This window comes from Pedobacter sp. HMWF019, from assembly GCF_003061025.1.
Lineage (GTDB): Bacteria > Bacteroidota > Bacteroidia > Sphingobacteriales > Sphingobacteriaceae > Pedobacter.
In genome coordinates this window covers 1-4,825 of record NZ_QAIL01000488.1, presented here as the reverse complement: position 1 = coordinate 4,825, position 4,825 = coordinate 1, and the positions used below count along the sequence as shown (strand labels likewise).

Below are 4,825 nucleotides of genomic sequence, written 5' to 3'. Positions count from 1 at the left end.
GTTTTATATTGATGATACTTTAGCCTCTAACAGGAATCCATCAATTGCATTTCCTGCAGATGATGGGAAGATTTATTTAATGAGATCAAACTTATTATGGTCTATTGAATAAACTGATAAAATAGACGAAGCACTAATTACGGGCAGGCTCTTGCAGTCTGCCCTTTAAATTTTGAATGATGCAGTTAACAAATATTGCTATAGCTATTTTATCGTTGCTAGACAGGGGTATCCTGATCCTGATCCCGCTTTTGGATAAGCGGCTGTACAGAGGTTATCCGAAAATACCTCTGGCAAAGGATTTTTTTTACAATAGGGGCTATGAGGGCCGGGTCTATCGCTTTGTATACAGTGACGGTGGGGCTTGACTTATTTCTGCGGTTTTTTTAGCAATTGTTTTATTAAGCAAATACTATTGTGGAAACCAGTAGTTTGTAAAAAGAATAGCAGAGTAACCCGCTATACATCCTTTACTCCAATTACAGAATTTAATACTTCCAGTATTTACAAAAGTCCCATCAGCTAAAGATTCGGTTGCCGCTGTTAAGGGCTTTAACCTTTCTGCTTATAAAGTACTGGAACGCGGTGCCATCGTCATCTACGAACGCTAAAGCCCTGGTGATAAGCTTAATCTTTTCAAACCTGTTATTACCCATTATTTCAGTTTAAAAGGTTCTGATAAAGTTTATTCGCTTACCCTAAAAAATCTAAAAGCATCTATAGGATGGGAAGCCATTCGATGTATTAGATACCAACTTCAGGATTGACGACGATCTGCTGACTTATGACAGCCTTCATCACCAGTACCGGATCAATTATTATTTATCAAAGTGATCCTGTCGAGTCATTAAAAAATGCAATTAGTCATCAATTCACATACTATATCAGTCTTATTGATCCGCATATACTTACCAAGGAAATGATCACGGTATCCTCATTATCCTTATCCTGTTGGATCAATATTATTGCTTTGCCAATCAGTATACCCTTGCTGTTAAGTTTGGACAGCGAGGGTACTGAAAAAAGGATGCTCAACCTGATGGATAAAGCTTGTGGTAATAAATATAGGAGATCAATAATAGTGCAAAGGGCACCAGAGGCACGAAAGACTCCCCAATAAGTCCGTCTACAGACAAATGTGCAATCAAGGCAGAAACATACATAATACCCAGGGCCACATAATTCCATTCTTTAAGGCGGGAGGGCAAGCCCGGGATGATCAGGATAAGTCCACCAATAAAACTACCGATACCAACTTCCATACTAAACCAATGCGGAAAGCCAAGATGTTTGGTTCCTTCCTGAGCCATTGGACTGTTTAGAAAAAAGATACCCGGTAAAATGAACAGTGCCAGTAATCCGGTAGTCACCCAGTAGATAATTTTAATGCTTTTCGGTTTCATAATAATTCTTTTTATTTAATAGGATAAAATTGCGCAATTAAGCAATTAACTGAGGTGTCGGTTGACGACAATCTGAGGGTGGATTGCGACAGCAATTTAACTCTGCAAATCCTGCTTCCTATCTGTAAAAATCTTAAATTCGTTAAATTTCCTTTATGAAACTCCATAGCATTCCAACAGAAGCACTATCTGTTTTCCGTAAAGCACTGGAAAAATTTGTCTACTTCAATGAAGAAGAATGGGCATTATTTATACAGCACCTCAGTGCTTCAACTTTTAAAAAGAAAGACCATTTTGCTTATGAAGGTGAAATCTGTAATTACATTGGGTTCATTTTATCCGGATCCGTTCGGTATTATCACATGAAAGATGGAGAGGATATCACCGGCTATTTCAGCTTTGAAGGGGAATTTGTAAGTTCTTACAAGAGCTTTCTCACTCAGGAAAAAGGCACAGGATATATACAAGCCCTTGAGCCAAGTACCTTATTGCTGATCGCCTATAATGACATGCAAAAAATGCTTAACCATTCATTATTGGCTTACAAAATGGAGCATTTCGGAAGATTGGTAGCCGAACATTATATTTGCTGTTACGAAGAGCGGATCAGTTCTTTTATCACCCAAAGTCCGGAAGAACGCTACCTGAATATGATGCTTAAAGACCGGGCTATACTCCTGCGCGTACCACAACACTATATCGCCAATTTTTTAGGTATTACACCGGTTTCTTTATCCAGGATCAGAAAAAGATTACTCTACCAGTAATTTTTGAAATCCTTATCTTTTGTTAACGTTTTGATTTTTAACATCCCCGTAAATTTGATCAGATAAAACTAAAGAAGATATGCACACAATATTAGGCGCTGGAGGGCCAACAGCAAATGCACTGGCCCACGAATTATCACTGAATAAAGAAATGATCCGTCTGGTAAGCCGCAGGCCTGTGAAGATCAGCAATGAATATACCACCTGGAAAAAGGCCGATTTGCTCCAGTATAAGGAAGTTTTGGAAGCCACCAAAGGATCATCAGTGATCTACCTTTGCGCCGGTCTGATTTATGACAAAGAGGTCTGGAAACAGCAATGGCCAGTGATCATCCAAAACGTAATTAATGCCGCCAAACAGACTGGTGCCCGATTGATTTTTTTTGACAATGTATATATGTATGGACTGGTGAACGGTCCGATGACAGAGAATACACCTTATAACCCTTGTAGTGTAAAAGGAGAGGTTAGAGCAAAGGTTGCCACCCAGTTTATGGATGAAGTAAAAGCAGGAAATATACAGGCTTCGATTGCACGGGCAGCAGATTTTTATGGAACGGATTCCATGAACAGTTTTCTGGATATGATGGTGTTTGACAAATACGCCAAAAAACAAAGTGCACAATGGATTGGAAAATCCGAAAAGCTGCACAATTTTACCTATATCCCTGATGCAGGAAAAGCACTTTTTCTATTAGGACAGCATCCGGAAAGTGACAACCAGATCTGGCATATGCCTACCGCTCCTCCCATTACCGGAAAAGCGCTGATTGAACTGGCTGCTACTATTTATGAAGTCAAACCAGCCTATACCAGTATTAACAAATTCATGCTGCAACTGGTGGGCCTATTTAAGAAAGTAGTGGCTGGTACAGTGGAGATGTATTATCAATATGACCATGACTACAATTTTGACTCTTCTAAATTTGAGCAGGCCTTTAAATTTACACCGACCACTTACCAGGACGGTATACAATACCTTTCGGAGACATTATACAAGAAACAGTAAGGTTAAAGATCCTGGCAGCAGGCAATCCCGCGGCCAGGATTAAATTAATGATTAACCAGCTTCATAGCTCCTTCACTATACCGTTCGCCAGTATGGGGGTATAACTCCAGCAAATTCTGAATAGCCTTAAGGTCATCTGCAGAAAGAACTAAGTCTACCGCTCCCGCATTTTCTTCCAGGTATTTTCTCTTTTTTGTTCCCGGAATAGGTATAATATCTTCTCCCTGAGCCAACACCCAAGCCAGGGCCAGTTGCGCAGGAGTAGCTTGTTTCGCTACTGCTAGTTTTGCAAATTCCGCCGCCAGCAGCTGGTTGTTCTTTAAATTGTCTCCACTGTAACGTGGCAGTGTTTTACGAAAGTCTGTATCAGCCAGCTGGGTAACATCTAATGTATTTGTGACCAATCCCCTCGCCAATGGAGAATAAGGGATCAGGCTGATGCCCAGATCTCTTACTGTATGGAGAATATCTCCTTCCACATCCCTGGTCAGCAAGGAATACTCACTTTGCAGGGCAGCAATCGGGTGCACAGCATTTGCCTTCCGTATAGAGGCAGGAGAAGCTTCACTTAGACCAAGGTAACGGACTTTACCTTCTTTGACCAATTCTGCCATCGCACCTACCATTTCTTCAACGGGAACATTTGGGTCTATACGGTGTGCATAATACAGATCAATAACCTCTATATTTAATCTTTTCAGACTATTTTCTGCCGCCTGCTTTAACCACTTCGGAGAACCATCGAAATAAGTTCCCGAGGCACTGCTTGGACCAGCGACATTGTCTTTGAAGCGAAAGCCAAACTTGGTAGCAATAAATACTTTTTCCCGGTTATTCACCAGCACTTTTGAAATTAGTTCTTCATTTTTCCCATTTGCATACATATCTGCAGTATCCCAGAAATTAATTCCAAGATCCAGTGCCTTATGTAAGGTAGCGATACTTTCCGCATCATCTGCAGGACCATAAGCGAAACTCATACCCATGCAACCTAAACCTACAGCTGATAATTTTTCATTTGTCTTACCTAGATTTCTGTATTTCATTTTTTTAGTATTTCTTTTCTAACAGATCAAATTTAAACCTTTATCCGGGCATTGTATTTAACAAATTCAAACGAATACTTACAGAATTCAAACAGAGACCATTCGTGCTTCACCAGGAGTAAGTCCGGTTTGTTTTTTGAAAAAATTATTAAAGTAGGCCGGGTATTCAAAGCCTATACTATAGGCAATCTGCGAAATATTCCAATCTGTGTGGCGGAGCAAAGCAATGGCCTCTTTCACAATCCTTGCTGAAATGTGTTCGGTTGTGGTTTTACCGGTAATTTCTTTTACAGAACGGTTAAGGTGGTTGACATGAACAGAAAGATTCTCTGCAAAATGATTGGCCGTTTTTAACTGAAGTGCAGCTTCAGGCGTATCAATTGGAAACTGCCGTTCCAGAAGTTCCAGAAACAAACTGGTGATCCTGGAGGAGGCATTGATATGCTTCTCAAAATTTTCTGCTGGCTGCATCTTCATCGCTTCATGAATAATCGCATGCATATAATTCCGAAGCAGGTCAAATTTATGCACATAGTCTGAATCCATTTCTCTCGTCATTTTTTTAAACAAAAAAGAGATTTCTTCCAGTTGTTGCTCATC

6 protein-coding genes are annotated in these 4,825 nt (G+C 40.1%); 3 read left to right on the top strand and 3 right to left on the bottom strand.

The annotated features are described in order from the left end of the window. Positions 1 to 176 precede the first annotated feature (176 nt). On the top strand, positions 177 to 368 hold the full coding sequence (locus DBR11_RS25280; RefSeq protein WP_146186660.1) for a hypothetical protein: 192 nt from the start codon (positions 177 to 179) through the stop codon (positions 366 to 368). 663 nt (positions 369 to 1,031) lie between these two features. On the opposite strand, the gene DBR11_RS25275 is transcribed toward DBR11_RS25280, so the two are convergent. Continuing rightward, positions 1,032 to 1,403, bottom strand: coding sequence for a DoxX family protein (locus tag DBR11_RS25275; RefSeq protein WP_108555353.1), 372 nt, complete (start codon positions 1,401 to 1,403; stop codon positions 1,032 to 1,034). Between the two features lie 155 nt (positions 1,404 to 1,558). Here DBR11_RS25275 and DBR11_RS25270 point away from each other — a divergent pair, with 155 nt between their 5' ends. Then, positions 1,559 to 2,170 (top strand): Crp/Fnr family transcriptional regulator, encoded by a 612-nt coding sequence (locus DBR11_RS25270; protein WP_108555352.1) that lies wholly within the window; start codon positions 1,559 to 1,561, stop codon positions 2,168 to 2,170. A gap of 79 nt (positions 2,171 to 2,249) precedes the next feature. After that, positions 2,250 to 3,179, top strand: a complete 930-nt coding sequence (locus DBR11_RS25265) for an NAD-dependent epimerase/dehydratase family protein (protein WP_108555351.1) — start codon at positions 2,250 to 2,252, stop codon at positions 3,177 to 3,179. A gap of 44 nt (positions 3,180 to 3,223) precedes the next feature. On the opposite strand, the gene DBR11_RS25260 is transcribed toward DBR11_RS25265, so the two are convergent. Both DBR11_RS25260 and DBR11_RS25255 read right to left on the bottom strand, forming a co-directional pair. Then, positions 3,224 to 4,225, bottom strand: coding sequence for an aldo/keto reductase (locus DBR11_RS25260; RefSeq protein ID WP_108555350.1), 1,002 nt, complete (start codon positions 4,223 to 4,225; stop codon positions 3,224 to 3,226). Between the two features lie 87 nt (positions 4,226 to 4,312). Next, the coding region (locus tag DBR11_RS25255; protein ID WP_146186659.1) for an AraC family transcriptional regulator at positions 4,313 to 4,825 on the bottom strand (513 nt) is incomplete at its 5' end.